This window comes from Streptomyces sp. AF1A (genome assembly GCF_047340315.1).
Classification (GTDB): Bacteria; Actinomycetota; Actinomycetes; order Streptomycetales; family Streptomycetaceae; genus Streptomyces.
In genome coordinates, this window is the sequence record NZ_JBLEBI010000006.1 from 23623 (window position 1) to 46916 (window position 23294).

The window sequence follows — 23294 nt, forward strand, 5'->3', positions numbered from 1 at the left end:
CCTTCAAGGGCGCCAGGTGGACGATCCGATGCGGGGCGCCCTGACCGTCACCGATGCTGACGCGACCGAGCGAAGGCCTTCCGCCCCGGCTCCGACGGCTTCAGGACGGCTCGAAGATGGATCCTTAGTCCCGCTGGGACCGCTTGGTTGCCTGCCAGCCGCACCGTGCCTCTTCGGCTTCGAAGCAGGAAAGCAGCCTCCATGTCGCTGCCGACCTGGCAAACACCGCGTCCTGACCGAAATGCCGACCCAGTGCGCATGCTTCGTGGTCACTCAGGCCGACAATCGCTGCACTCTCCTCGGTGTGGCGGCCTTCCATGTCACCGCCTACAGCCGGCCACCATCGAAGTCCCCGTCGGCGCGGCCGTCCGAGAAGGTCTTGGTGGGCGCCATCGTTCTCCACCCGGGACGCGAGGCGGCCACCAGGGTTGTGGGCCGTGACGACGTGGATGCCCTCCCCAAGCGGGGCAGGAACCGAGCCGACCGTGACCCCTCGCGGTGCCGGTGTCACTCTGTCAATCCCCTCGAACCGTGGAGACGATCTATGCGGCCAGTCCCTCGGCGAGGGTGGCCCGGTAGTCACGTTCGTAGTCGATCGGGCTTCTGAACCCGCACACGCTGTGTAGCCGCCTGGCGTTGTAGAAGTTGGTGATCCAGGTGGCGATCCTGATCCGGGCCTCGGTGCGGGTGTGGAAGGTGTGCCGGTGGACGTACTCGACCTTGACGATGCTGTTGAACGCCTCGCTCACGGCGTTGTCGAAACAAGATCCAACCCGGCCCATGGACTGCACGATGCCGAGTCGGCGGCAGGCTCGCTTGAAGCGCCGCGAGGTGTACTCGCTGCCCCTGTCCATATGCATGATCACGCCGCGGACGTCACCGCCGCGGGTGGCCGCGGCCATGTTGAGTGAGGCCATCACGAGTTCCGCGTCGTGCCGGTCGGCCATCGCGTAACCGAGCAGACGACGGGAGAACAGATCAATGACGGTGGCCAGGTAGAGCTTGCCCTCGCCCGTGTCGATCTCCGTCATATCGCCCGCCCAGACGAGGTCGGGCTCCTCGGCGGTGAAGTCCCGGCGCACGAAGTCCGGGGCTGCGGGCCGCTTGCCCGGCTTCGTCAGCGACCGGCGACGCCGGATCTCGCGTCCGGCCAGACCCAGCTCGGCCATCAGCTTCGCGACCGTGTTCACCGAGACCCGCCAGCCGCGCCGGACCAGCTCGATGAACACCTTCGGCGAGCCGTAGGCGCCCCCGGACCAGTGGAAGACCTCCTCGATCTCCTCCGCCAGGCGCTGCCGGCGCACCTCCCGCGCGGTCGGTTCACGATCGCGCCACTTGTAGAACCAGGACTCGGACACGCCCAGCGCCCGGCAGCCGATGCGGTGCGGAATCTTCTGCTCGGCCTTGCAGCTGCTGATCACCCTGACCGCCACGGCCGGGTCCGCGTCAGCTACTTCACCCACAAGGCCACGAATCGCTTGCACACACCACGCTCCATCTCCAGCTCGCGGATGCGCTTGTCCTTCTCCCGGGCCTCGGCCCGCAGCCGCTCCAGCTCGGCCCGCTCACCCTCCCGCAACCGGCCACCCGAGCCTGCCCCCGCCGACGCCTGGACGGGCGTGTCCGACGACGGCGAGCCGTTGCGCTTGGCCCGCGACACCCAGCTGTGCAGCGTCCCCGGATGCACACCGAGCTCCTCGGCCACCTCCGGAATCGGCTTCCCGGTCTCCGTCACGATCCGTACCGCCCCCTCGCGGAACTCCGCGTTGTAGATGCGCTTCCTGGATCCCACGACCCTCAACTATCCCTCCGGTCACGGTCTCCACGTTACGAGGGGAGGCTCAAATGCCCTTCCAATCCTGCCGCTCAAACTTCGGTGACAATGCTCAACCTTCGCTGCAAGAGGTCACCGGCCGGGCCGCGCGGTTTTCCTCACAGCGGGCCGACGCCCGTGCGGAACGGGACACCGGGACGGAGAGCCGGCGGCAGGAGCCGGCTACCGGGCCACATCCGCCCCGGGCGCCGCATCCCGGGAAAGTGCCCGGGAAAGCCGCAGGTCGCCGACGCGGCATCACGCGATCGGACCCCTCGACGGGCGCCATCTCATATCTGAGATAACCTCAGCCTCATGGCAGACGACTACCTCGTACGCATCGGCAAGCTCATCCGTGACGCCCGGCAGCACCGTGGCTGGACACAGACGCAGCTCGCGGAGGCGCTGGGCACCAGTCAGAGCGCGGTCAACCGCATCGAGCGGGGCAACCAGAACATCAGCCTTGAGATGATCGCCCGCATCGGTGAGGCTCTGGACAGCGAGATCGTGTCGCTGGGCTACGCGGGTCCGATGCATCTGCGGGTCGTCGGCGGGCGCCGGCTGTCGGGTGCCATCGACGTCAAGACGAGCAAGAACGCCTGCGTGGCGCTGCTGTGCGCCTCGCTGCTGAACAAGGGGCGCACGGTGCTGCGCCGGGTCGCGCGCATCGAGGAGGTGTACCGCCTGCTGGAGGTGCTGAACTCCATCGGCGTCCGCACCCGCTGGATCAACGACGGCGTCGACCTGGAGCTGGTGCCGCCCGCCGAGCTGGAGATGGCGGCGATCGACGCCGATGCGGCCGTACGCACCCGCTCGATCATCATGTTCTTCGGTCCGCTGCTGCACCGCATGGACCACTTCAAGCTGCCCTACGCCGGCGGCTGCGACCTCGGCACCCGGACCATCGAGCCGCACATGATCGCACTGCGCCGGTTCGGCCTGGACATCGCGGCCACCGAGGGCCAGTACCACGCCCGGGTGGACCGCACCGTCCGCCCCGACCGCCCGATCGTGCTGACCGAGCGCGGCGACACGGTGACCGAGAACGCGCTGCTGGCCGCCGCCCGGCACGACGGCGTGACGGTGATCCGCAACGCCTCCTCCAACTACATGGTCCAGGATCTGTGCTTCTTCCTGGAGGCCCTCGGCGTCCGGGTGGAGGGCATCGGCACCACCACGCTCACCGTGCACGGCGTGCCGAACATCGACGTCGACGTCGACTACTCCCCCTCCGAGGACCCGGTCGAGGCGATGAGCCTGCTGGCCGCGGCCGTGGTGACCGAGTCCGAGCTGACCGTGCGCCGGGTGCCGATCGAGTTCCTGGAGATCGAGTTGGCGGTCCTGGAGGAGATGGGGCTCGACCACGACCGCAGCCCCGAGTACTTCGCGGACAACGGCCGTACGCGCCTGGTGGACCTCACCGTCCGGCCCTCCAAGCTGGAGGCCCCGATCGACAAGATCCACCCCATGCCCTTCCCGGGCCTGAACATCGACAACGTCCCGTTCTTCGCGGCGATCGCGGCCACCGCGCAGGGCAAGACACTCATCCACGACTGGGTCTACGACAACCGCGCCATCTACCTGACGGACCTCAACCGCCTCGGCGGCCGCCTCCAGCTCCTCGACCCGCACCGGGTGCTGGTCGAGGGCCCGACCCGCTGGCGCGCCGCCGAGATGATGTGCCCGCCGGCCCTCCGCCCCGCCGTGGTCGTCCTGCTGGCGATGATGGCGGCCGAGGGCACGTCGGTGCTGCGCAACGTGTACGTCATCAACCGGGGGTACGAGGACCTCGCCGAGCGGCTGAACTCGATCGGGGCGCAGATCGAGATCTTCCGGGACATCTGAGCGTCCGAGCGGTGAGTGCCGCCGCGGCCTCCGCGGCGAGCAGGCCGGCCATCCGCCGGGTGTGCTCGGCCAGGCGGACGTGACCGCCTTTGTACTCGTGGAAACGGCACACCCCCGTGGTGTGCCGTTCCCTGGTTCAACCTCGGCGGCCTGCTGTTCGGGCTGGCGGCGCGCGCCTTCGCCAGGGGCCGCCGCCCAAACGGCGGCCACGGCAGCAAGCTGGTCGAGGTCAAACAGCAGCAGCGGCAGGAACTGCAGGGCGACGAGGTGGGCGACGGCGCCCCGCCACGGACGCGCATCGACCTGACGAACGGCACCGCGCACATCGTCCTGCCCGGCGAGGACGGGGCTTTGGGGGCCCCGTCGGGCGGCCGCCGACCGCCCTACGGGCGCCCGGGAGGTTCCCTCCCGGTGACGCCGTCGCGGGTGCCGGTCCCTTCCCGGACGTCGGGCGCGTCCCGGGGCAGGGCCTCGGCCCCCGGGGTCAGTTCTTCGTGGCCACGATGATGTCGCGGCGGATCGCCTGGTCCACACGGTGGGCGAAGCCCAGGTACGGCTCGGAGGCGTGGACCGTGAGGCCGTTGGACTCGAGGATGTCGGCCAGTTCCTCGCGGCCGGCCACGAAGGTGTTCCAGGAGATGCCGAGGGCGCCGCCGCGCCGCAGCAGGGGTTCCCACACCGGGACGGCCGCGGCGAGCAGGTCCCTGGGGCTGCGGGCCAGCCGGCCGGCGTTGCCGCCGCCGTGGGGCCGGCTGCCGTGCTGGACGCCGTAGGGCGCGTCGGTGACGATCAGGTCGAACTCGCCGCGGCGGAAGAAGTCGCCGCTCCTGAGCGTGTCGGCGTTGACCACCGTGACGTCGATGGTGCTGCCCTCCCGGTACAGCTCCTTGGACGCCCCGAGGCTGACCTGGAGCCGTCGGCCCAGCGTCGCCTTCTGGCGGCGGACGGGGCCGGTCTCCGCCCGGTGCTTGAGCCGGTTGTTCTTCAGCCACGTCCGCAGGAACCCCGAGTAGGCCTCGAAGTCCTTGGCGTCGATGTCGAGGCCGGCGGCGTCCATGCCGTACATGATCGCCTGGTTGAGGGTGGTGCCCCGGCCGCACATCGGGTCGAAGAGCCGCATGCCGCCCGTGACCAGGCCGGCCGGCGTGTCCGTGGCCAGCGCGGTCACGTTCACCAGCAGCCGGGTGAAGTCCTCGTTGGTCTTCCCGGCGTACTTCTGGATGGTGAGCAGGTCGCTGCCGAACAGGTCGACGGGGCGCTTGGCCAGGGGCCGCAGCAGGTCGTCGGACTCCAGGGCGAACAGCGCGTACAGGGACGACATGTTCGACAGCAGGCGGAGGTCGGTTTCGGTCAGCTCGTCGGCCGTGAAGGTGACATAGGGCAGGCCGCCGATCTCGGTGATCCCGATGTCCCGGACCGTGCCGCCGAGGGCTCTCTCGCCGAAGACCGCGAGCTCGGCCGTGGCGAGCGCGGGAGCTGTCTGGGCGTACACCCGGTTGTGCGAGGGCGAGACGAGAAACCCGTACCTGCTCATGCGCTGATGACCCTGCTCTCCACTGACTTCGGGCGACGGCCGCGGACGTACTGGCGCTGGTGGGACCGCCACGGCGGAGGCCCGATCAGTACCCGCCCGACTTTACCGGCTCCCGCGCGGGCCGCCGTCCGGGGCCGCGGTCGGGCGTCAGGGGGGCTTCCTCGGCGTCCCGGGGCGTGTTGGTGAGCAGCGGCGTCCGGGGTCCTGACCGGCAACGCATCCGGGCGGTGAGTGCCGGGCGGGTGGGTCACCCGGCGGCGGACGGCACGCGGGGCCGCCACGGGATCCAGGTGGCGGTCAGCGTCACGATCAGCGCGCAGGCCGCGACCGTCGCCATGCCCGGGGTCAGTCCCGCCGCGTCCGCGACGAAGCCGATGAGGGCCGGGCCCGCCAGCAGTCCCGTCGTGCCCATCGCGGCGACCAGCGCCAGCGCGTCGGCGCCCCGTTCGGCGGCGGCGACGTACACGCACGGGGTCACGGCGGCGGCGCCGAGGCCGACGCACGCGAAGCCGAGCAGCGTGGCGACCACCCCGCCGGCGAGCAGGGCGAGGGCCAGGCCGAGCCCGGCCACGGCGCTGCCCGCCCGCACCACCCAGCCGTCGCCCCAGCGGGTGCGCCAGCGGTCCGCGCACACGCGGGCCAGCAGCATCGTCGCGGAGACCACCGCGATGCCCAGCGGGGCCACCGCCGAGGACGCCTTGACGACGTCCTTCAAATACAGCGTCGACCAGTCGTTCATGGCGCCCTCGGTGATCGTGCCGAACGCCATGGCGCAGCCCATCACCAGCGTCGTCCCGGCCGGCAGGGCCCGGCGGCGGCGCCGCTTCGGCCCGTCCGGCGCCACGGAACCGGCAGGGGCCGGCAGGCCCGGGCGGGCGCAGACCAGCAGGAGCAGCAACAGGGCCCCGGTCACGGCGAAGTGGGCCGGGACGGACGCGGTCAGCGTGGTGACGCCGGAGGCCAGCAGGGCGGCGGCGAACAGTCCGCCGCTGAACGTGGCGTGCAACTGGGCCATGGCCGTGCGGCCGTACGCCGTCTCCAGGGCGGCGCCCTGCGCGTTCATGGCGACGTTCAGGCAGCCGACCGCGACCCCGTCGGCGCAGACGGCGAGCAGCGCGCGGGGATAGTCGGGCACCACGGACAGGGCCGCCAGTACGGCGATCAGGGCGAGGGCGGAGACGAGGGACAGCCTCCGGGGGCCGAGGCGGCGCATCAGGACGGCGACGAGCGGGAAGGCCGCCGCCGCACCGGCACCGCAGGCCATGAGGAGGAGGCCCACTTCCCCGGCGTCCAGGTCCAGCCGGGTCCTCAGCACGGGGAGGCGGGAGACCCAGGTGCCGTACTGGAGGCCGAGGAAGCAGAACAGGGCCGCGATCGACCACTTGGCGCGCGCGAAGGAGGGTGTGGGCATCAACTCGCCTTCCGCGCCGCGGCGAGCCGCGCCGACATGTACACCGCACCGCTGCCGTAGCCGGCCGGCACAGGCGCCTCGGGCCGGGGGCGGTAGCCGTTGGCCCGCCAGAAGGTCTCCCGGCCGGCCACCGCGACCAGCGACATGGTCGCGAAGCCCCCGGCGCGGGCCACGTCCGTCAGGTGGCGGACCAGGCGGGTGCCGAGCCCCCTGCGCCGCAGGGGCGTGGCGACGACGAGGTCGTGCAGATGGAGGTTGGCCGAGCGGTGCACGGCCGGCTCGGCCCGCATCGGCTCGGGGCAGTGCAGCATCGGGTAGGGCAGGGCCAGTACGTAGCCCGCGACCCGGCCGCCGAGGTCCAGGACGAAGCACGTCCCGGCCGGCGCCCGGGAGCGCAGCGCGGCCTCGCCCTCGACGAGCGAGGTGTCCGCGTACGCCTCCGCCTCCAGGGCCGCGATCTCGGGCCAGTCGGCGTCGGTGACCCCCCGTACGACGTCTCTCATGTCAGTGCCGTCCTTCCGGTCCGCGCACGCACACGCACGGCAGCGGGCGGATGCCGTTGAAGCCCCGGGTCGTGTAGCTGGTGGCGTAGGCGCCGGCGGAGAGGATCCACACCGGGTCGCCGGAGGTGACGGCCCGGGGCACGGGCACCGGGTGCCGTCCGCCGCCGTAGGCGTCGTCGCTGTCGCAGGTCGGGCCGGCGACGATCGCCGGGACGTACTCCCGTGCGTCGGGGTGGCCCGGAAAGACCATCCGGTGCGTCAACTGGTCCATCTCGTAGAGGCCGTTGAACTTTCCGCAGCTCAGGTAGAGCCAGTGCGCGTCCTCACCGCCGGGCTGCCGGCGCCGGGTCAGCCGCAGGACGTGGGCGCGGACGGCGCCGTGGTCGGCGACCAGATGACGGCCCGGTTCCATGACGAAGGCGAGTGGTGCGGGGGTGAGGGCGCGCAGGCGCTCCATGCCCTCGCGGAGCACGGTGAGGATCTTGTCGAGGGGCGGGTCGAGCGGGTTGCCGCGGCGGTCGCGGTAGCCGAGCGCGGGCAGGCCGCCGCCGAGGTTGACGTGGTCGGTCACGATGCCCCGCCCGGCCAGCGCCGTCAGGGTGCCGGCGAGCAGGTCGAGTGCCTGTTGCCAGGCCTCGCCGGTCATCTGCTGCGAGCCGACGTGGACGGACAGGCCCGCCGGGACGAGCCCCGCCGCGCGGGCCGTCGCCAGCACGCGGACAACCTCCTCGGGGGCGCAGCCGAACTTGCGGTTCAGGCCCCACAGGGCGCCCTCCCCGCTGGTGGCGAGTCGGCAGAACACCCGCGCGCCGGGCGCGTGCCGGGCGATCGCGGTGACGTCCTCGACGCTGTCGGTGGCGAAGGTGCGCACACCCAGGCGGTGGGCCCCGGCGATGTCCTGGTCGGACTTGACGGTGTTGCCGTAATGGATCTTGGCGACGGGGGCGCCGGCGTTCAGCGCCTGTGCGATTTCGGCGGGGCCGGCGGCGTCGAATCCCGCGCCGCGCTCCGCGAGGGTCCGCAGGACGTCGTCCACGGGGCAGGCCTTCAGGGCGAAGCGGATGTCCGTTCCCGGCAGCCCGGTCAGCAAGGCGTCGTACCGGTGCGCGATGCCGGCGAGGTCGTAGACGATGCGGTCGGTCTCGGCCGCGGCCAGCGCCTCGGCCAGTGCGCCGGTCGCAGTGCCGGGCACCGTCGCCGGGCGGCTGCGGGCCTGGTGCGGATGGCCGCGCGGTTCCCCGCGCCCCTGTCGGGCGCTCATGTGCGGGCCGCCGCGACGAGTGCCGGCCAGTTCTCGGTGAGGTACGCGAAGTCCTCCATGTCCGAGGCGGCCTCGTCCAGTAACCGGGCGCGTTCCGTAGCGAGTTGCTCGGCGAAGGCCGCGTACCTGCCGCCCAGTTTGCGGTACGCCGTGTCCACCCGGTCCAGTCGCCAGACGTTCTCGGTGCGGTCCAGGCCGGTGCTCTCGCGCAGGAACGACACGATCCGGTCGGCCCGCACCCGGTGCCGCTCGTCCAGCAGCCCGGCGCCCTCGGCGGCCATGCGCTCGTAGACGTGGCGGAAGTGGAGCATGGACAGCAGGAACTTCACGAACCGCCGTTGATAGGCGGGGAAGCCGGTGATGGAGCGGCGTTCGGGGGTGTGGAAGTTCTCGATGTGGCGGTTGTGCCGGATGCCGGGCAGGCCAGCGTCGTGGACCACGTGGAGGAGGAAGTAGTCGCTGCCGATGGTGTCGGTGGCGGGCGGCAGCGGGACGCGCTCGTACAGCGCGTGGTCGAAGGCGACGTTGCACATGTCGACGCGCATGGGGTCGACCACGGTCAGGGCCGAGCGGTCGCCGGTGAAGGGCGCGGTGCCCGCGCCGGTGAAGGACTCCTCGACCAGCCGGCGTGTGCGCTGCGCGGACCAGTCGCCGGGCGCCCAGAGGCCGACGACGTCGTGGTACACGCCCTCGTCCAGCCGTCGTATCTCGCCGATGTCGACCGAGAGTTCGCCGATGATGGAGGCTCCGGCCAGCGACACCGGGCGCTCCAGCAGCGCCGCGCCGATGTCGGTGCGCAGGCCTGCCGCCGCGGCCTCGGCGGCGGGCGCGCCGAGCCAGGGAAGTTCGTGGTGGACGGGGAACACCGGCTGTCCGGCGTGCAGTTGGTAGGCGCTGTCGGAGTCCCTGCGGTGCACCGAGCGGCAGCCGAGGGCGGCGGCCAGCAGGAAGGCGCGGTTGGTGCAGGCGCCGTAGGAGACGGCGGGCGGGAGCATCAGGCGCAGGAGGCGGTCGGGGTCGGGCACGCCGGCCCGCTCGATGGTGCGGCGCAGGAAGACGCGCTGGGCGAGCTCGTCCACGTGGTGCACGGTGACGCCGGCCGCCGGGCGGAGTTCGGCGACGACCCGGGCGTGCTCGGCGCGGGTGCCGTCGTCGCACGAGTCGAGGATCAGCAGCCGCACGTCGGCGCCGAAGCGCCGGGCGGCGTGGGCGGCCTCGTCGTTGACCGCCGTGATGGTGGCGGTGCAGGCCCGGTTGGTGGGCAGGCAGAGGCAGATCCGGTTCACTGCGCCTCTTCCCCGGCGGCCCAGGAGTCGAGGCCGAGCAGCTTGCGCCCGAGGGCGGTCAGTTCGGCGGGGCCGTACCGCAGGGCCTCCGGCCGGCGGGCGTCGCCGAGCAGGGTGGCGTTCCAGTCGGGGGTGGCGAGGGTCCGCCAGGACTCCACGCGGGAGTCGCGCAGGGCGGTGTGCTCCTCCAGGGCGGGCATCATCGACAGGTACTGGACGGCTCGGACACCGTTGTCGGAGAGGTTCGGCGCCACGCCGTGCGCCAGCAGCCCGTTGAAGATCAGCAGGTCGCCGGCCTGGAGGTCGGGGCGGACGACCGGGAACTCGGCGCGGTCGGTGCCCGGCCGGAACGGGTCGCGGCCCGGTGGCCGGCCCACGCGCCACTCCTCGAAGCGGCGGAAGAGCTCCGGGGCGCACTGGAAGCCGCCGAGCTCGGGGCGGGTGTCGGTGAGCGCGATGATGCCCTGCACGCGCTGCGGGAGGACGGCGAGGGTGGTGTCGACGTCCCAGTGCAGTTCGATGTCGAAGCCCTCGTCGGTGGGTTCGATCAGGGAGCGGGAACGGGTGCGGACGTTGGGCGGGTTGAGGTTGAGGCGGTCCAGGGTGACCCACAGCTCCTCGCAGTCCCAGACGTCCACGAAGGCGTCGTGGACGCGCCGCTTCTGGCGGCTGTCCCACAGGAGCTGGTGGTGGTAGGCCTCGACGAAGCCGTAGATGTACAGGTGGCGGTCCAGCTCGGAGCGGAACTCCGGTTCCTCGTACCAGGTTTCGGGGCGGTCGGGGTCGAGGCCCTGGAACCGCCAGGCGAAGTCGAGCAGCGCCTTGGCCTCGCCGGGGGTGATGGCCTCGCGGACGACGACGTAGCCGTACGTCTGCCATAACGCGAAGTCCTCCTCGGACAGCACCCTGAGGGGCTTGGACTTCTCGAGGTGGCGCAGCGGGGTCGGGGCGAGGTAGGTCTCGCCGTCGGCGCTGAAGTAGGGGCGGGCGGACGCCGCTCGGTGGAGGCGGGGGGCGGGTGTCGGCATGCGATCACTCCGGGGTGACGGGCGGTGGGACATGTGCCGGTGGCAAGCGCCAGGGCGCGAGAAGGCCACCGGTTCTCCGGGAACGAGGAGGTCGGCCGCCCGCGGCGATGCGGGCGGCCGGTGCGAAGGCGCTGGGTCAGCCCGTGGCGACGGCCTCGGCCGCCGCCACCCCGCAGACGCGGGCGGCGCCGTAGGTGGCGATGTGCAGGGCGCCGCGCGGCGGGGACTGGGGCAGGCCCATCTCCACGACAACGGTGTCGGGGCGCGCGGCGAGCAGGGTGTCGACGGCTGTGCGCATCCAGGGGTGCCGGTGCTCGTCGCGGACGACGGCGACGATCCTGCGCCCGTGGGCGGCGGCGAGTGCGGCGGTGCCCGCGCCGGCGCCGGTGAAGGAGCCCGACGTGCTGCCGGGCAGCAGCCGCTGGAGTTCCTCGGCCACGCCCCAGGGGGTCTGGTCGCCGACGGCGATGTTGGGCTCCGGGTTGAACCGGGCGACGTACACCGGCCCGGTGACCGGCGCGGCGGTACCGGAGCGGGTCACGGTCACCGCGCGGCGGGCCGCGACCAGGCCGATCTCCGGCGCGGACTCGGCGTGGGCCGCGCCGCGGCGGGCGGCGGCGGTCCAGCGGCCCAGCTCGCGCACCCGGGCGGCCGCGTCGCGGAGTCGTTCCTCGGGCAGTTCGCCGGAGCGCACGGCGGCCACCAGCGCGTCGCGCAGCCTGAGCACGGTGCCCTCGTCGCTCAGCCCGCCGCCCACGCAGATGGCGTCGGCGCCGGCCGCGATCGCGAGGACCACGCCGTGCTCCAGGCCGTAGGTGCCCGCTATCGCGCGCATCTCCATGCCGTCGGTGACGATCAGGCCCTGGTAGCCGAGTTCGCCGCGCAGCAGGTCGGTGAGGATACGGCGGGACAGGGTGCCCGGTCGGTCCGGGTCGAGGGCGGGCACGAGGATGTGCGCGCTCATGACGGCCCGGGTGCCGGCGGCGATCGCCGCGCGGAACGGCGGCAGTTCCCGCTCGCGCAGGGTGTCGGCGTCGACGTCGATGCGGGGCACGGCGTGGTGGGAGTCGACGTTGGTGTCGCCGTGGCCGGGGAAGTGCTTGGTGCAGGCGGCGACGCCGGTGGACTGCAGGCCCTCGACCCAGGCGGCGGTGTGCCGGGCGACCAGGTCGGGGGCGGCGCCGAAGGAGCGGACGCCGATGACCGGGTTGTCGGGGTTGGCGTTGACGTCGGCGGAGGGCGCCCAGTCGAAGTTGACGCCGCAGGCGGCCAGGCGCCGGCCCAGCTCACGGGAGACCGCCCGGGTCAGGCCGGGGTCGTCGACGGCGCCGAGGGCGTGGTTGCCGGGGAAGGACGAGCCGGTGCGCACGTCCAGACGCGTGACGTCGCCGCTCTCCTCGTCGATGGCGACCAGCAGGTCGTCGCGCTCGGCGCGCAGCGCGGCGGTGAGGGCGGTGACCTGCTCCTCGGTGACGACGTTGCGGCCGAACAGGGCGACGGAGACGAGGCCCTCACCGAGGCGGCGGCGCACCCAGTCGGGCGCGGTGGTGCCGTCGAACCCCGGCTGCAGCACCGCGAGAGCGTCCCGGGTGAGGGTGTGAGGGCCGGTGGCGAGTGTGGTCATCGGCGGGGTCATCCCTTCACGGCGCCGTCGGTCAGGCCGCTGACGGCCTTGCGTTGCAGGAAGATGAAGAGGAGCAGGATGGGCAGCGCGAACAGGGACGAGGCGGCCATCGTGGCGCCCCAGTCGTCGCCGAAGGCGGTCTGGAACTGGGACAGCCACAGCGGCAGGGTCTGCTTCTCGATGTCCTTGTTGAGGATCAGCACGAGCGGGAACTCGTTCCAGGCGGTGATGAACCCGAACAGCGAGGTGGCCATGAGGCCGGGCGCCAGCAGCGGGAAGATCACCTTGCGGAAGGCCTGCATGCGGGTGCAGCCGTCGACCATCGCCGACTCCTCCAGCTCCTTCGGCACGGCGGCGATGTAGCCGCGCAGCGTCAGGATGGTGAGGGGCAGCACCATCATCGTGTAGAAGACGGTCAGCGGGACGAGGCTGTCCAGCATGTCGTTGTCGCGCACGATCATGTAGATGGCGATGATCATGACTTCCCAGGGGGCCATCTGCGCCAGCATGAACGTGACGACGAGCCCGCGCCGCCCCCGGAACCGCATCCGCGCCAGGGCGAAGGCGGCGAACAGGGCGATGAGGAGCGAGCACAGCACCGAACAGACCGTGACGGTCACGGAGTTGCCGACCAGCGTCCAGAAGTGGTCGGCGTCGACCGCCTTCTTGAAGTGGCCGAGGGTGACGTTCGTCGGGAGCCACACCGGGTTGTCGGCGATGATGTCGCCGGTGGGCTTGAAGGCCGTGGCGAACATCCAGTAGACGGGGAACACGAAGCCGACGAAGAGGACGACGGCGGTCGCGTTGGGCCAGATACGGCCGAAGAGCGAGCGCTTCACAGCTCGTCCTCCTCTTGCTTGAGCACCATGCGCAGGTAGTACGAGGTCATGACGAGCAGCACCAGGATGGTCAGGAAGGAGATCGCCGCGCCGACCCCGAAGTGCTGGTTGCCGACGCCCTCGACGAAGGCGTAGACCGGCAGGGTCTCGGTGAGGCGGTCGGGGCCGCCCTCGTTCATCGCGAAGACCTGCGGGAACGCCTTGAAGACCCAGATGACCTCGAGGAAGGTCGTGGAGTACAGGAACGGCCTGAGGAAGGGCAGGGTCACCGAGCAGAAGCTCTGCCAGGCGCCGGCGCCGTCCAGGGACGCGGCCTCGTACAGTTCCCTGGGGATGGTGGTGGTGGCGGCGTAGAGGTTGATCGCCACGAAGGGGATCGACATCCACACGATGAGCAGGGTGATCACGGCGAAGGTGGAGAACTGGGTGCCCATCCAGTTGTGGTCCGCCATGGAGTGCCAGCCGAGCTTGTCCAGCACCCAGTTGACGACGCCGTAGCGCTGGGCGAACAGCCACTGGTAGACGGTGGTGGCCGCGATGACGGGCATGGCCCAGGCGAGCACGAGACCCACCAGCAGGGTGAGCCGCATCTTCTTGCCGAGGCGGGCCAGCAGCAGCCCGATCAGGGTGCCGAGCACCATGATCAGGGCGACGTTGGCCGCGGTGAAGACGAGCGAGCGCTCGACGACCTTCCAGAAGTCCGAACCGGTCAGGACCTCCTTGTAGTTGTCGACGCCGTTCCATTCGGTGAGGTGCTGGATGAGCTGCCGGGGGTTGAGGTTCTGGAACGACAGCATGCCGTTCTTGACCAGGGGCCAGCCCAGCAGGATCAGCGTGGCCGCCAGCGCGGGCAGCAGGAGCAGGTAGGGGGCGGCGACGGCGCGGCGGCCGGCCGGGAACCCGGAGGTGCGGTCCCCACCTCGCGGCGGCGCCGGAACCCGGGCCTTGCGGACAGCGGGCTCCCCGGCCGTGTCCGTGCCTTCGGTCTGCACTGACATGTCGTCATCTCTTCCGTGGCCGTACGAATGCGTGTGCCCCGCGCACGGCAGGGACGCGCACGGCACAGGTGAGCCGGGGGCGTCCGTGCGACGCCCCCGGCGCGGGTCTAGTTCTGCTGCGCCAGGCGCTTGTTGATGTCACCCTCGACGTCCTTGGCGGCGGCCGCCGGGGCCTTGCCGTTCAGGACCGCCGTCATGTACGTCTTGATCGGGTTCGGGGCGTTCTCCACCGCGGCCCACTCCGGGATCAGCGGGGTGGTGCCGCCGGCCGCCGCGCCGGGAGCCGCGGCCTCGGCGGCGGCGTTGCCCTTGAGGTTGCTCTCCAGGGACGACTTGTTCGGGACGACGCCGTTGAGCTTGGCCAGTTCGCCCTCGTACTGGTCGGAGAGGGCGACCTTCAGGAACTCCTTGGCCAGCGACTGCTTCTTGCTGTTCTGCGCGACGGCGAGGTTGGAGCCGCCGAGGAAGACGCCCTCGGGCTTGTCGGCGCTCGCGCCGGGGATGGTGAAGTAGCCGAGGTCCTTCTCGATGGACTTGTTGGCCTGGATGGCGGTGCCGGCCTCCCAGCCCATGCCGATGATCGCGCCCGTCTTGCCCTTGGCGAAGATGGTGGCCTGCTGCGGGGTGGCCTCGTCCTTGTCCTTGGGGGCCTTGGAGTAGGAGGCGTACTTCTTGTAGATCTCCATGGCGGCCGTGACCTTGGGGTCGGCGAGGTTGGAGACGTACTTGTCGCCCTGCTTCTTCACCAGTTCCCCGCCCTGGCCGATGATCAGGCCGTCGAGGAAGTACCAGTTCTGGCCGGGGAGGTAGATCGGCTCGGCGTCGGTCTTCTTGCCGATGGCCTCCAGGTCCTTGAAGAACTCGTCACGGGTCTTCGGGGTGGTCTTGATGCCGGCCTTGGCCCAGATCGCCTTGTTGTAGATGACGACGCGGTTGGCGAAGTACCAGGGGGCCGCGTACTGCTTGCCGTCGTAGACGGAGGACTGGGAGACCGAGGGGGTCCAGTCGGCGCCGATCGACTGCTTGACGTCGCTGAGGTCGGCGAGGCCGCCGGTGGCCGCGTAGGCCGGGGTCTGGGTGTTGCCGACCTCGAGGACGTCCGGCGGGTTGGACTCCGACAGGGCGGTGGTGATCTTCTGCTGGATCCCGTCCCACTTCTGGATCTCGAACTTCACCTTGGCGCCGGTCTTCTTCTCGAAGGCGGCCTGGACGTCCTTGGTCCACTGCGGCGGCGCGGAGCCGTCCATGGTCCAGACGGTCAGGGTCTGGCCCTTCCAGTCGGCCGGGCCCGCGTCCTTGCCGTTGTCGCTGCCCTTGTCCCCGCCACACGCCGAGACGGAGACCATCATGCCCGCGATCACGATCGCGGCCGCAAGCTTGCGCTTCACGCCACCCTCCTCAGGGATGCCACTAACCCCCCACGCCCTCGGCGGTGACCTGCGTACGACGCTGTTGCACGTAGGGCTCGGGACCTGGCCACTAATGGTGTAGACCAGTACGGTGGAGCTTGGCCTAGACCTTTCGGGGTGTCAAGGGTGGTTCGGGAAGCCGGTCCCGGCCGTTACGAGAAAGTCACCGGAGCACATCCCTCCGCCCATCCGTCCGCGTCCGCACCCTTTCACCCGTCCTGTTCATTTGGACTAGACCATAGGGCAGTTGGTCGCTATAACGGGAGCCCATCGACACAGCCGGGAAGGCAGGCATGACCACCGACGTCAGCAGCGCCCAGCCGCGCAGGGGGGCGCCCGGCCGCACCGCGCGCGTGCCGAAGTACTACCGGATCAAGCAACAGCTCCTCGCCATGACCGAGGCGCTGCAGCCCGGTTCGGCCATGCCGGCCGAACGGCTGCTCGCCGTCCGGTTCGACACGTCCCGGACCACCGTCCGGCAGGCGCTCCAGGAACTGGTCGGCGAGGGCCGTCTCGACCGGATCCAGGGCAAGGGCACCTTCGTCGCCCAGCCCAAGCTGTACCGCACGCTCCAGCTGACGTCGCACACGGAGGACATGCGCGCCCAGGGGCTCACGCCCGCCTCGCAGGTGCTGGACCTCGGGGAGGTGCCCGCCGACGAGAAGCTGGCGGGCTTACTGGGCATCGGGATCGGCGAACGGGTGCTGCGCATCGAGCGGCTGCGGCTGGCCGGCGGCGCCCCCATGGCGATCGAGACGACCCACCTCTCCGCGCGCCGGTTCCCCGGCCTGCGCGGGTCCCTGGCCACGTATCCGTCGCTGTACACGGCGCTCGCCGAGGTGTACGGCGTCCATCTGGCGGAGGCCGACGAGACCATCGAGACCTCGCTGTCGACGCCGCGTGAGGCGCAGTTGCTCGCCACCGACGTGGGCCTGCCGATGCTGCTCCTGTCCCGGCACTCACGCGACGCGCAGGGCACCCCGGTGGAGTGGGTGCGCTCGGTCTACCGGGGCTCGCGCTACAAGTTCGTCGCCGCGTTGCGCCGTCCGGCGGGGGGAGCGGCGGTCCGTCGCGGGGCGCCGTTGCGCGAGCAGGAGGGGCTCGACCGCGCGTAGGTCCTGCCGGACGGACACGGGACCCTGCGGGGCGACGACGGTGCCGGGCCACGGGGTTTCCTCGGCGACACGGAGCGGCTCCGCCGGGCCGGGCCCGGGTGAACCGGGGTTGCCCCGGCGCGGGAGCGGCCACCGGCCGGGCCAGGCCCGAGTGCACCGGAGTCCCTTCGCCCCATGCGAACCCGGCCCGGATGGGCAGGGGTTCCGCGCAGGGGCGGTCACCAGACGGACCGGAACGGGTGCACCGGGATTGCCCCGGCGTACAGCGGCCACCAGGCGGGCCGGGCCCGGATGCGCGGAGGTTCGGCGCAGGCGCGGCCACCAGCCGGGGCGGGCCCGAATGCACGGGAGTCGCCTCGGCGCAGGGGCGGCCGCCGGACGGGTCGAGGCCCGGCGGGCCGGCGGCAGTTGGCGGTGTCTTGGGTGGCGCCGTGAGTCCAGGAGCGCCGGTTTGGTCCAGCCGTCAGTTCAGGAACGCCGTTTCAATCCAGCGGCGTACCGCTCGGGGACGCATGCGGTGCAGGCGGTCCACGGTGTCGGCGACCTCCTGGGGGCCGCCCGTCGAGAGGAACTTCTCCCGCACCAGGTCGGCGTGGCCCGCGCGGGTCTCCGGGCCGGCCGCGCCGATGGGGATCAGCCGGGTGCGCGAGAGCGTACGGCCGTCCGTCAGGCGCACGGTGACCCGGGCGCCGGTGGCCTTGGTGGACCGGGAGAAGTCACGGTCGTCGGCGCGTACCGCGCCCACCAGGTCCACCAGTTCGTCCCCGCCGAAGCCGCGCAGCCACGGCACGGCCAGCTCCCCCGCCTCGCGCACCGCCTCCCCGAACGGCGCGTCGGACAGGAAGAGTTCCCGGGTCATCTCGGTGTCGTGCGCCAGGCGCACCCGCTTGGCCAGCGCCCACCGGTCTGGGTCGTCCAGGTACGGCGGGGAGAAGTCGTCCACCGAGAACTCGCCGGTGAGCAGGGTGGTGGCGACCGGGTAGGGCACGTCCAGGACCAGCGCGCCGAGCGGCGAGCCGGGCCCGGTGACGTACTGGGCGGCCCGCTCCCCCGCGAACAGAGTGTACAGCGAGGCCTCGACGACGACCTCGGCCACGTCCCGTGCCCGTACGGCACCGAGCTCCCGGTGGATCTCGGCCGCGCAGTCCACGGCGGCGTCGATGCCGGGGCAGCCGGGGTGCATCTTGAACGACAGGGTGTCGGTGTGCCAGCGCCGGCCGAGGCCCTTGGCCACCGCCTGCGGCAGCGGCACGGTCGCGAAGCGGGCCAGGAAGCCGTCGCGGTGCTCCATGATGTCCGGCGCCCCGCGCAGCCCGGCGTACGCCGCGTCGCAGGCGTCCATCGCCGTACGGACCGGCGTGAAGGTGTTGAACAGGCGGGCGTCGCTGGCCAGGAAGGCGCGCATGAGCGGCCAGTTGGGCATGGCGAAGGCGAGCCCGAAGGCGTTCTCGAACAGGCTCGCCGGGGCCCGGTCGCAGTGCAGCCGGCCGGCGACCGCACCGGCCAGGTGGGTGTGCACGGCGCTCTGGCCGCGCAGGGGGCCGAGGGTCGCGGAGGCGGTGATGCGGGCCGCGCACTCGTTGGCCGCGACCACCGCGGTGAGCAGCGACAGACCGTCCAACTGCCGGGCGTGGGCGAAGCCCAGCGGGACCGCGACCGTGGAATTCGACAGGTGACCGGCGTAGGCGGTGTCGTCCAGGTTGAGCCAGGAGCCGAGGGCGGCGAAGACGCCGGCGGCCTGCCGCGGGTCGCGCTGCATGGGGTGCCCGAAGGCGGCCACGAGCTTTCTGCCGAGCGGGTGCCGCAGTCCGGCCCGGATGGAGGCGATCTGGGACAGCACCTGGCTCGCGGCGAGCTTCAGCACCCGGCAGGGAACGGCCTGCGGGCGCAGGGTCGCGGCCCAGTGGGACAGTTCGCGCAGCGGCGTGTCCGCGCGGGTGCGGCCGCGGGCGGTCCGCCGCGGGGCGTGGGCCTGCTCGGCCCAGTCGGCGCACAGCGCCCGGGCGACGCTCTCCGCGAGGACGGCGGTCATGGGGCGGTCACCTTCCCTTGCCGTGCGTGCGTGCGTCGAGGGTGGGCACACGGCCGCGGGAGCACCGGCGATCCGGTGCCCCCGCGGCGCATGGGGCCGGTTACGCGGCCGGGACCTTGTCCAGGAAGCCGTAGACGGCCTTGATCCGGCCCGCGCCGTCGGTGACGATCACGTCGAAGCCGATGGCGATGGGCTCGGCGCCCGGCTCCGTCACCAGGCCCCACTGGAAACGGGCCTGGTCGTGGTGGGCGTCGACGGTGCCGTGCAGCTCGAACCGCAGGCCCTTGAACTGGTCGCGGGCACCGGCCACCACGGCCCCGAAGCCCTCGTGGCCCTGGACCGCGGCGAGCGGGTCGATGTACGGAGCGTCGGCGGTGAACAGCTCGGCGATGGCCGCGGCGCGCTTCTCGGCGTCCGCCTCGTTCCAGATGTCCAGGTAACGGGTGACGGTGGTGGTCAGGTCGCTCATGCGGGCGTTCTCCTTGGTCGCTTGCTCGGTCGGTTCTCGGGTCGGATGGCTTCGCAGGCGGTGTACGGGGATCAGGGGGTGGCGGGCGCCCACACCGGGAGGGCTCCGGGCAGCACCTCGAAGGTGGCGCGGGCGTCGATGCCGTGCTGGTACTCGCCGTCGTGCTCCAGCGGCAGCCGGCACCCGTCGGTCCGCTCGACGGTGATCCGGCGCCCGCGCGCGTACACGGTCGCCGGATGGGTCATGTGGGCGGCGTCCAGGGTCAGTCGGGGCACGTCGGCCGCGGGGACCTGTCCGCCGATGACGCAGACGTCGAGCAGTCCGTCGTCGGGCAGCGAGTCGGGCAGCACCAGGAACCGGCCGCCGCGGTACCGGCCGCCGCCGACGTTGGCGAGGACCGTGGGGCCCTCGTGCACCACCCGGCCGTCGACGGTGACCCGGCCCGGGTACGGCTCGTAGCCGGCGGCCGTGTCGGCGAAGGCGCGGGCGTAGCGCTCCCGGCCGGTCAGCGGCAGCTCCCGGGCGGTGATCAGCGCGTCGGCGATCACGCCTGAACAGGCGCCCAGGTAGACGAGGTTGCGGGTCTCGGCGAGGCGGGCCAGGTCCAGGCGGCGGAGGCGGGCGCTGCCGCCGACGCCGCAGTCGGTGAGAACCGCCTTCAGGGACTCGCTCCAGGGCCTCTCGCCCCACAGCATCTTGTAGCCGGAGTTGCCGGTGCCGCCGGGCACCACGGCCAGGGTGGCCTCGCCGGTGACCGGCACGAGTCCCTGGACGGCCTCCCGCACGGTGCCGTCCCCGCCGATGACCGCGATCAGGTCCGGCGCGCCGTCGGGCCGCTGCAGTGCCCGGCGCACGGCGACCGTGGCGTCCCCCGGCCCGGTGGTGAGGTGCACCTCGGTGCGCTCCAGGTGCGAGGCGCACAACTGCCGTACCCCTTCGACCAGTTCGGGCGAGTGGCTGCCGGACGCGGGGTTGCCCAGGACGAGGGCCCGGGTGGGAGCCGGGGCCGCGGTGTCTGCCATGTCGGGCGTACTCCTTCTCCTCGGACGCTCGTCGGACGTGACCGCCGGGACCGGGCTGGGGGCGCCCGGCCCGCGGTGATCTCCACTGTGCCGGGGGCCGCTGTCACGGCGCTGACGCGCGGCTGACGCCGGGTCCGGCCCGCGCCGTGAGGCCGCCCGGTGATCAGGGGCGCGTCAGCGCCCGATCAGCGGTGCGGGGTCGAATGGCACCGTTTTGTGGCCCGTCGACCGGAGTGAGACAGCCATGACCGCACCCACGCGTCCGCGCCTTGCCCTGCCCCGCTACACCTCCGAACTCCGCCGTGAGGCAGCCCGGCTGGCGCACGCGGCCCGCGGCATCGGGCCGGACGAGCCGGTGCCGACGTGCCCCGGCTGGACGCTGGCCGACCTGGTGCGGCACGTCCGGCAGGGCCACGACTGGGCGACCACGATCCTGACCGGCCGGAACACCGCGTTCCTCCCGCCCGGCGACCTGACCTGCGCTCCGGAGGACGGCAGGAGCTGGACCGAGCGCGTGGTCGAGCTCGGCGCCCGCGGGCCGGCCGGCGCTCTGGCCGACCCGGGCCGGCGGGCGCGGCTGCTCGCCGAGGGCGCGGACCGATTGGTCGCGGCGCTCGACGGGGTCGGTCCCGAGGTGCCGCTCTGGGCGCCGCACGGCAGGCAGAACAAGGGGTTCTGGCTGCGCTGGGCGCTGTACGAGACGGCCGTGCACCGGGCCGACGCCGTCCTGACGGCCGGCCTGCCGTTCGAGATGGACGCGGACGCCGCGCTGGACTGCGTCGACTTCTGCCTCGGCGCCTTCGGGGAACCGGCCGCCCGGCCGTTCCTCTCGCCCCGGTTCGCGCGGGTGCCCCGCGGCGGCGAGACCCTGAGTTTCCGGTCGGACCGTGCGGTGCCCGGCGGACCCGCCCACTGGCTGATCACGTGCGCGGCGCAGGGCGTGAGAGTCGTCCGGGACGCACCGGCCGGGGCTCCGGCCGACGCTACCGTGATCGCCGCGCCCTCGGACCTGCTGCTGGTGGTCAAGGGGCGGCTGCGGCCGCGGAGCCCACGGGCGACGGTGCTCGGCGACCGCGCCCTGCTGGACCGCTGGCTCGCGCACGCCGTCTCCTGAGGGACCCGCGCGGGCGGAGGCCGCCGGGTCCCCTCGGCGGCCTCCGCCCGTTCGGCGGCGTCACCAGGCGACCGGCAGCTCCTCCAGGCCGTACACGATCGTGTTCTCGCGGAAGCGGACCTCCTCGGGCGGCACGGCCAGACGGAGCGTCGGGAAGCGGGCGAACAGCGCGCTCAGGCACACCTCCAACTCCATGCGGGCCAGCGAGGCACCGGGGCACAGGTGCGCGCCGAAGCCGAAGGCGAGGTGGCCGGAGGCGTCGCGGTGGATGTCGAGGCGGCCGGCGCCGGGGTAGACCGACTCGTCGTGGTTGGCGGCCGGGATCGCGACGATCACGCCGTCCCCCTTGCGGATCCTCGCCCCGCTCAGCTCGACGTCGGCCACGGCCGCCCGCACCTGGTTGTCCTGCGAGATGGACCAGTAGCGCAGCAACTCCTCGACGGCCGGCTTGAACAGGGCCGGGTCGGCGCGGAGTTCGGCCAGCTGGGCCGGGTGGCGCAGCAGGCTGAGGACGCTGAGGCTGATCTGGTGGGCCGTGGTCTCGTGCCCGGCGACGAGGAAGAACCGGGCCATGGCCACGAGGCCCTGGTGGGTCAGCTGACCGGTCGTTACATAGCGCGTGGCCAGCCGGCTGATCAGGTCGTCCTGCGGGTCGGCGGTGCGCTGGGCCACCAGCCGGTCCAGGAACCGCGACATCTCGACGAACGCCGCGTACGTCTCCTCGGGCCCGGCCTCCTGGGAGAGGATCACCTGGCTCTGCGCGGTGAAGTCCGCCTCGTCGTCCTCCGGCACCCCGAGCATCCGGGCGATCACCAGCGAGGGCAGCCGCAGGGCGAAACTCGGCACCAGGTCGGCCGGGTTGGGGCCCTCGGCCAGCTCGTCCAGCAACTGCTCCACGAGGAGTTCGACCTCGGGGCGCAGGGCGCGGGTGCGGCGGGCGGTGAACTCGGTCATCGCCATCCGGCGCAGCCGGCCGTGCTCGGGGTCGTCCATGCGGCTGAAGGACATCACGCCGGGCTCGGGCGGCAGCTGGATCCGGATCGGGAAGCCGGGCTGCTGGTCGTCGGCGCTGAAGCGGCTGTCGTTCAGCACCTGCCGGACGTCCGCGTGCCGGGTCACCAGCCATGCCTCGCCGCCGCGTATGCGCACCCTGAGCGGGGGTTCTGCGCGCAGCCGGGCGTAGGCGTCCGGGGGAGCGTACGGGCAGGAGCGGGGCATGGGCCAGGCTGGAAGAGGCTCGCAGGAGGTCAGCGAGGGCCGGCCGGTGTCCGGGGAGAGCCTGGCCGAGGAGATATGGGGGGACGCCGTACCCGACAACCAGGCCAACGCGCTGCAGGCGCACATCAGCAGGCTGCGGCGCAGGCTCCGGGCGCTGGAGCCGGACCGGCCGGCCTCCCGGGTGACGATCCATCCGGCCGGTTACCGCTTGTGCGTCGGCGAGGGCGAGCTGGACGCGGCCGAGTTCGTGCGGGCCGTGCGGCAGGCGGAGTCCGCCTCGCCGGACGACGCGGCGCGCACCGCCCGGCTGCTCGGGGAGGCGCTGTCCCTGTGGCGCGGGCCCGTCTTCGGCGGGTTCGCCGGGGGCACCCTGAGCCAGCTGGCCGGCGCCCGGTACGAGGAGTACCGGATGCGGGCCATGGAGCTGCGCTTCGACGCCGAGCTGCGGCTCGGCCGGCACGCGGCCGTGCTCGCCGAACTGGCCGAGGCACACTCGAACCACCCGCTGCGCGAGCGCTTCTGCGAGCAGCTGATGATCGCCCTGTACGGCTCGGGCCGGCAGGCCGACGCGCTCGACGTCTTCCACCGCATGCGCCGCCATCTCGACGACGAGCTCGGCATCCAGCCCTCCCCCGCGCTGCGCAAGGTCGAGAGCGCGATCCTCGCCCACGACCCTGCCCTCACCGGCGACCCGCGCGTTCCCTCGCTGCTGACGCCGGTATGACCGCCGGCCCCGTAAGCGGTCCGTCAGCACCCGGTCAGCCCGCGCTGCC

22 protein-coding genes are annotated in these 23294 nt (G+C 72.4%); 5 read left to right on the forward strand and 17 right to left on the reverse strand.

Going from position 1 to position 23294, the window contains the following annotated elements; all coding sequences use genetic code 11:
• Window positions 1-124: 124 nt before the first annotated feature.
• The 3 genes from ACLU3S_RS03400 to ACLU3S_RS03410 are packed head-to-tail and all read right to left on the reverse strand — an operon-like array spanning window position 125 to window position 1792.
• Window positions 125-583: a DUF3293 domain-containing protein gene (locus ACLU3S_RS03400; RefSeq protein ID WP_413950194.1), complete on the reverse strand. Its 459-nt coding sequence runs from the start codon at window positions 581-583 to the stop codon at window positions 125-127.
• Entirely contained in the window at window positions 543-1463 is a 921-nt protein-coding gene (locus tag ACLU3S_RS03405) for an IS3 family transposase (protein WP_413950195.1), read from the reverse strand. Before ACLU3S_RS03405 ends, ACLU3S_RS03400 begins: the two co-directional genes overlap by 41 nt.
• Window positions 1451-1792, reverse strand: a complete 342-nt coding sequence (locus ACLU3S_RS03410) for a transposase (RefSeq protein WP_413950196.1) — start codon at window positions 1790-1792, stop codon at window positions 1451-1453. Before ACLU3S_RS03410 ends, ACLU3S_RS03405 begins: the two co-directional genes overlap by 13 nt.
• 336 nt (window positions 1793-2128) lie before the next feature.
• Here ACLU3S_RS03410 and ACLU3S_RS03415 point away from each other — a divergent pair, with 336 nt between their 5' ends.
• Window positions 2129-3658 carry a helix-turn-helix domain-containing protein gene (locus ACLU3S_RS03415; RefSeq protein WP_413950197.1) on the forward strand — a complete coding sequence of 510 codons (1530 nt, stop codon included), beginning with the start codon at window positions 2129-2131 and terminating at the stop codon, window positions 3656-3658.
• A 15-nt stretch (window positions 3659-3673) separates the two neighbouring features.
• Window positions 3674-4165, forward strand: coding sequence for a DUF6191 domain-containing protein (locus ACLU3S_RS03420; protein ID WP_413950198.1), 492 nt, complete (start codon window positions 3674-3676; stop codon window positions 4163-4165).
• Here the strand turns inward: ACLU3S_RS03420 and ACLU3S_RS03425 are convergent.
• From ACLU3S_RS03425 to ACLU3S_RS03470, 10 genes are all read right to left on the reverse strand, one after another.
• Complete coding sequence (locus tag ACLU3S_RS03425; RefSeq protein WP_413950199.1) at window positions 4143-5192, reverse strand: TRM11 family SAM-dependent methyltransferase; 1050 nt, start codon at window positions 5190-5192, stop codon at window positions 4143-4145. The genes ACLU3S_RS03420 and ACLU3S_RS03425 overlap by 23 nt on opposite strands.
• A 247-nt stretch (window positions 5193-5439) precedes the next feature.
• Complete coding sequence (locus tag ACLU3S_RS03430; RefSeq protein ID WP_413950200.1) at window positions 5440-6603, reverse strand: MFS transporter; 1164 nt, start codon at window positions 6601-6603, stop codon at window positions 5440-5442.
• Window positions 6603-7106 carry a GNAT family N-acetyltransferase gene (locus ACLU3S_RS03435; protein WP_413950201.1) on the reverse strand — a complete coding sequence of 168 codons (504 nt, stop codon included), beginning with the start codon at window positions 7104-7106 and terminating at the stop codon, window positions 6603-6605. Before ACLU3S_RS03435 ends, ACLU3S_RS03430 begins: the two co-directional genes overlap by 1 nt.
• A 1-nt stretch (window position 7107) precedes the next feature.
• On the reverse strand, window positions 7108-8367 hold the full coding sequence (locus tag ACLU3S_RS03440) for a type III PLP-dependent enzyme (RefSeq protein WP_413950202.1): 1260 nt from the start codon (window positions 8365-8367) through the stop codon (window positions 7108-7110).
• Entirely contained in the window at window positions 8364-9653 is a 1290-nt protein-coding gene (locus ACLU3S_RS03445; protein ID WP_413950203.1) for a DUF6271 family protein, read from the reverse strand. The genes ACLU3S_RS03440 and ACLU3S_RS03445 overlap by 4 nt, the downstream gene beginning before the upstream one ends.
• Window positions 9650-10681, reverse strand: coding sequence for a phytanoyl-CoA dioxygenase family protein (locus tag ACLU3S_RS03450; RefSeq protein ID WP_413950204.1), 1032 nt, complete (start codon window positions 10679-10681; stop codon window positions 9650-9652). Before ACLU3S_RS03450 ends, ACLU3S_RS03445 begins: the two co-directional genes overlap by 4 nt.
• Window positions 10682-10817: 136 nt before the next feature.
• Window positions 10818-12305 carry a glycoside hydrolase family 3 protein gene (locus ACLU3S_RS03455; protein ID WP_413950205.1) on the reverse strand — a complete coding sequence of 496 codons (1488 nt, stop codon included), beginning with the start codon at window positions 12303-12305 and terminating at the stop codon, window positions 10818-10820.
• Between the two features lie 8 nt (window positions 12306-12313).
• Complete coding sequence (locus tag ACLU3S_RS03460) at window positions 12314-13144, reverse strand: carbohydrate ABC transporter permease (protein WP_413950206.1); 831 nt, start codon at window positions 13142-13144, stop codon at window positions 12314-12316.
• The gene (locus tag ACLU3S_RS03465; RefSeq protein WP_413950207.1) at window positions 13141-14142 is read right to left on the reverse strand and encodes a carbohydrate ABC transporter permease; all 1002 of its coding nucleotides are present in this window, start codon (window positions 14140-14142) and stop codon (window positions 13141-13143) included. Before ACLU3S_RS03465 ends, ACLU3S_RS03460 begins: the two co-directional genes overlap by 4 nt.
• A 107-nt stretch (window positions 14143-14249) precedes the next feature.
• Entirely contained in the window at window positions 14250-15530 is a 1281-nt protein-coding gene (locus tag ACLU3S_RS03470) for an extracellular solute-binding protein (protein WP_413950208.1), read from the reverse strand.
• Between the two features lie 314 nt (window positions 15531-15844).
• On the opposite strand from ACLU3S_RS03470, the gene ACLU3S_RS03475 reads away from it, so the two are divergent.
• Window positions 15845-16666, forward strand: coding sequence for a GntR family transcriptional regulator (locus ACLU3S_RS03475; RefSeq protein ID WP_413950209.1), 822 nt, complete (start codon window positions 15845-15847; stop codon window positions 16664-16666).
• A gap of 463 nt (window positions 16667-17129) precedes the next feature.
• Here ACLU3S_RS03475 and ACLU3S_RS03480 read toward each other — a convergent pair whose 3' ends face one another.
• The 3 genes from ACLU3S_RS03480 to ACLU3S_RS03490 form a co-directional block, all read right to left on the reverse strand.
• Window positions 17130-18698 carry an MmgE/PrpD family protein gene (locus ACLU3S_RS03480; RefSeq protein ID WP_413950210.1) on the reverse strand — a complete coding sequence of 523 codons (1569 nt, stop codon included), beginning with the start codon at window positions 18696-18698 and terminating at the stop codon, window positions 17130-17132.
• A 100-nt stretch (window positions 18699-18798) separates the two neighbouring features.
• Window positions 18799-19167, reverse strand: a complete 369-nt coding sequence (locus ACLU3S_RS03485) for a nuclear transport factor 2 family protein (RefSeq protein WP_413950211.1) — start codon at window positions 19165-19167, stop codon at window positions 18799-18801.
• A 71-nt stretch (window positions 19168-19238) separates the two neighbouring features.
• A complete protein-coding gene (locus tag ACLU3S_RS03490; protein WP_413950212.1) occupies window positions 19239-20189 on the reverse strand; it encodes a diacylglycerol/lipid kinase family protein in 951 nt (316 codons plus the stop codon).
• Window positions 20190-20433: 244 nt separating this feature from the next.
• Between ACLU3S_RS03490 and ACLU3S_RS03495 the strand changes: the two genes are divergently transcribed.
• Entirely contained in the window at window positions 20434-21303 is an 870-nt protein-coding gene (locus ACLU3S_RS03495; protein WP_413950213.1) for a maleylpyruvate isomerase family mycothiol-dependent enzyme, read from the forward strand.
• 60 nt (window positions 21304-21363) lie between these two features.
• On the opposite strand, the gene ACLU3S_RS03500 is transcribed toward ACLU3S_RS03495, so the two are convergent.
• Window positions 21364-22521, reverse strand: a complete 1158-nt coding sequence (locus ACLU3S_RS03500; protein ID WP_413950214.1) for a cytochrome P450 — start codon at window positions 22519-22521, stop codon at window positions 21364-21366.
• Between ACLU3S_RS03500 and ACLU3S_RS03505 the strand changes: the two genes are divergently transcribed.
• Entirely contained in the window at window positions 22520-23245 is a 726-nt protein-coding gene (locus tag ACLU3S_RS03505) for an AfsR/SARP family transcriptional regulator (RefSeq protein ID WP_413950215.1), read from the forward strand. The two genes, ACLU3S_RS03500 and ACLU3S_RS03505, sit on opposite strands and share 2 nt — an antisense overlap.
• Window positions 23246-23294: the final 49 nt, after the last annotated feature.

Coding starts and splice junctions, on each gene's coding strand:
- ACLU3S_RS03415 (WP_413950197.1), top strand. CDS start 2,129: ATGGCAGACGACTACCTCGTACGCATCGGCAAGCTCATCCGTGACGCC.
- ACLU3S_RS03425 (WP_413950199.1), bottom strand. CDS start 5,192: ATGAGCAGGTACGGGTTTCTCGTCTCGCCCTCGCACAACCGGGTGTAC.
- ACLU3S_RS03430 (WP_413950200.1), bottom strand. CDS start 6,603: ATGCCCACACCCTCCTTCGCGCGCGCCAAGTGGTCGATCGCGGCCCTG.
- ACLU3S_RS03435 (WP_413950201.1), bottom strand. CDS start 7,106: ATGAGAGACGTCGTACGGGGGGTCACCGACGCCGACTGGCCCGAGATC.
- ACLU3S_RS03440 (WP_413950202.1), bottom strand. CDS start 8,367: ATGAGCGCCCGACAGGGGCGCGGGGAACCGCGCGGCCATCCGCACCAG.
- ACLU3S_RS03450 (WP_413950204.1), bottom strand. CDS start 10,681: ATGCCGACACCCGCCCCCCGCCTCCACCGAGCGGCGTCCGCCCGCCCC.
- ACLU3S_RS03455 (WP_413950205.1), bottom strand. CDS start 12,305: ATGACCACACTCGCCACCGGCCCTCACACCCTCACCCGGGACGCTCTC.
- ACLU3S_RS03465 (WP_413950207.1), bottom strand. CDS start 14,142: ATGTCAGTGCAGACCGAAGGCACGGACACGGCCGGGGAGCCCGCTGTC.
- ACLU3S_RS03475 (WP_413950209.1), top strand. CDS start 15,845: ATGACCACCGACGTCAGCAGCGCCCAGCCGCGCAGGGGGGCGCCCGGC.
- ACLU3S_RS03480 (WP_413950210.1), bottom strand. CDS start 18,698: ATGACCGCCGTCCTCGCGGAGAGCGTCGCCCGGGCGCTGTGCGCCGAC.
- ACLU3S_RS03485 (WP_413950211.1), bottom strand. CDS start 19,167: ATGAGCGACCTGACCACCACCGTCACCCGTTACCTGGACATCTGGAAC.
- ACLU3S_RS03490 (WP_413950212.1), bottom strand. CDS start 20,189: ATGGCAGACACCGCGGCCCCGGCTCCCACCCGGGCCCTCGTCCTGGGC.
- ACLU3S_RS03495 (WP_413950213.1), top strand. CDS start 20,434: ATGACCGCACCCACGCGTCCGCGCCTTGCCCTGCCCCGCTACACCTCC.
- ACLU3S_RS03505 (WP_413950215.1), top strand. CDS start 22,520: ATGGGCCAGGCTGGAAGAGGCTCGCAGGAGGTCAGCGAGGGCCGGCCG.
- ACLU3S_RS03500 (WP_413950214.1), bottom strand. CDS start 22,521: ATGCCCCGCTCCTGCCCGTACGCTCCCCCGGACGCCTACGCCCGGCTG.